We start from the raw sequence: 2,598 nt of genomic DNA, 5'->3' as shown, positions 1-2,598 counted from the left end.
GCCGGGCACTGCCCGCGACCCGGTTGGCCGAGCGGGCCACGCCGCGCAGCGCCCTGACCAGCCGGCGCGGGTCCGGCGCCTGTTCCTGCTCCGACAACTCGACGGCGACCTCGGCCGCCTGCCGGGCCGCATCCGTGTCCTGCACGTCCCCACTTTCCCAACTGGCCATATACGGCACCTACCCGGAGAAGCGACTTATGACCCAAGGTCCCAGGATCGCAGATGGCCGGGCGCGCACAGCGAGCACTCGGTCACAGGTTATTGGCATAAGCACTACTTGTATCAGACAGATCGCCTATAGTGACGCTCAGATCGATCGCAGCCTGATCCCGGGTCAACCAGGAGCGCACCTATGGCCGAGACGGCGCTGAACGAGACGCGGCAATACCCTCACCTCGCCGTCCCGCTCGCACCGCAGCCACCCGGACCGCGCGTTTCCGTCGCGGCGCGGGTCTCCGGGCCGATCCCCGCTCCGGCGCCCCCGCCCGAGGCACAGCTCGCCCGCATGTGGCTCGCCGCGCTCGCCGTCGCCGGGGACGAGCCGGCCGGCGCTGGCACCGACATTCCCATGGACATGCCGACCGCGCGGAGCTTTCTCACCAGGCAGTCGGCCGCGCTCGTTTCGATCCTGCTCGGCTCGCCGTTCCGGCCGCGGCAGGCCGCCGCCGTCGGGCATGCCCTCGTCAAGGCGGATTTCGTCGGTGCCGACGTGCTCGGGCGCAGCCTCCGGGTGCTGATCTTGCGGCTGCCCGCGCTGCTCGCCGCGGCGGCGCGGGCCGGCGCGACACGCGCCGGGGAAGAGGACATGGAACAGCGCGTCGCGGCCGTCACCGAGGCCCTCGCGAACGGTTACGTCCGCGCGCTGCGCGACCGGACCCTTGAGGAACAGGAGTCGATCAGGCGCGCCGAGCTTGACGCCCAGCGGATCATCAGCGACCAGCTCAGGCACCAGGCGCTGCACGACCCGCTCACCGGCCTGCCGAACCGCGCGGCCGCGTTCGACCGGCTGTCCGCGGCGCTCGAGACCGGCAGCAGCGGCCGGATCGGCCTGTGCTATCTGGACCTCGACGGCTTCAAGGCGGTCAACGACCGGTACGGCCATGACGCCGGCGACGAGCTGCTCGTGAACGTGGCCGACCGGATCGCCACCGCGGCGCGCGACGCCGACGCGCTCGCCGCGCGGATCGGCGGTGACGAGTTCATCGTGCTCGCCGACCCCTCGCCGGGCGAACGGGCCATGATCGCACTCGCCGCCGCCATCCTCGGCGAGCTGCGCAGGCCGATCTCGCTGCGCATCGGCTGGGTCGGCATCTCGGCGTGCGCCGGCGTCGTCGAGTGTGCCGCGGGATCGCCCGCGGCGGCGACCATGGTCGCCGATGCCGACGCCGCCCTGTACCTGGCTAAGTCTCGGGGGCCGGGGCGGTGGGCTGTGTTCGACTCCGCTCGTCAGCCGGGACTCCGATTCGCGCCGGGCCGCGGGTGGCCAGCACCGATCCGGCGAGGATAAGCGCGAACGCCACGCCGATGGCCGGCGTCAGCTGCTCGCCGAGGACTCCGGCGCCGAGTGCGACCGCCACCGCGGGGTTGAGGTACGTGACGACCGTGGCGCGGGCCGCGCCGACCTCCGCGATGAGCATGAAGTAGCCGACCAGTCCGGCCGCCGTGCACACCGCGCCGAGCGCTGCCAGCGAGGCGAGCACCCGCGCGGAGGGAACCGCGTGCGGCCAGGTGAGCACCGCCGCGGGCGTGTAAACGACGGCGGCGATGACCAGGCAGGTCGCGTTGGCCGCGATGCTCGGCACGCCAACCAGCTTGCGGTTGGCGATCATCGGTCCCGCGGCGTAACAGACCGCGGTGAGCAGCACCTCGGCGTCGGCCAGCAAGTCGCCGCGCCCGGCGTTGGGGGCGGCGAGCAGCGCCACGCCCCCGAACCCGAGCGCGAGCCCGGCGGCCCGGGCCCTGCTCAGCCGCTCGCGGCCGAAGAACCAGGCGAGCAGCGCCCCGATCGCGGGCACAGAGGCGATCAGCAGGCCGCTCGTCGAGCTGGACAGCCGGTGTTCCGCGGTGGACAGCAGCGCCCACGGCGCGATGATCTCTATGACCGCGTAGGCCAGAACCCACCGCCAGTAACGGCGCAGCAGCGCGCGCCCCTCGGGTCGCCAGGCGCCCTGCGCCAAGGCCACCGGCACCAGGATGAGGGCCCCGACCGTGACCCTCGTCCAGACGAGCACGGGCACCGACACCCCGCTGTCCGCGACCTTGATAAGCAGGTACGGGATGCCCCAGATGACACCCATCGCCGCGAACAAGAGCGCGCCACGCCTGCTCAACCGCCACCTGCCGTCCGCCGGAAAGTTTCCGACAAGGCCAAAGCGCCGGCCGCAGCGAATATTCCGGACTTAGCGGCCGGGGCAGGCGCCGAGCGGCCGAAGCTGCGCAAAGCTGACGACTTCGCACAGCGTCGGCATCCCGGTTACCCTGCGGAGGTGATCCCAGCTCAGGCCGACGCCGGCGCAGGCACCGCACCGGCATCCGCGCGCCAGGCGAGCCCGCCGCTGCGGTTGCGCTGGGCGCTCGCGACCGGGCTGGCCGGAGGCC

At 72.7% G+C, this 2,598-nt stretch carries 2 protein-coding genes; one reads left to right on the top strand and one right to left on the bottom strand.

The window, feature by feature from the left end; genetic code table 11:
• Positions 1-352: 352 nt before the first annotated feature.
• Complete coding sequence (locus WA805_RS08665) at positions 353-1,507, top strand: diguanylate cyclase domain-containing protein (RefSeq protein ID WP_422290121.1); 1,155 nt, start codon at positions 353-355, stop codon at positions 1,505-1,507.
• Here WA805_RS08665 and WA805_RS08660 read toward each other — a convergent pair.
• The gene (locus WA805_RS08660) at positions 1,401-2,330 is read right to left on the bottom strand and encodes a DMT family transporter (protein WP_424560174.1); all 930 of its coding nucleotides are present in this window, start codon (positions 2,328-2,330) and stop codon (positions 1,401-1,403) included. The two genes, WA805_RS08665 and WA805_RS08660, sit on opposite strands and share 107 nt — an antisense overlap.
• Between the last annotated feature and the right edge of the window lie 268 nt (positions 2,331-2,598).

It is taken from the genome of Trebonia sp. (assembly GCF_049794275.1).
In the GTDB taxonomy this organism is placed as follows: domain Bacteria; phylum Actinomycetota; class Actinomycetes; order Streptosporangiales; family Streptosporangiaceae; genus Trebonia.
This window is presented reverse-complemented; position numbering and strand designations above follow the sequence as displayed.

Coding starts and splice junctions, on each gene's coding strand:
- WA805_RS08665 (WP_422290121.1), top strand. CDS start 353: ATGGCCGAGACGGCGCTGAACGAGACGCGGCAATACCCTCACCTCGCC.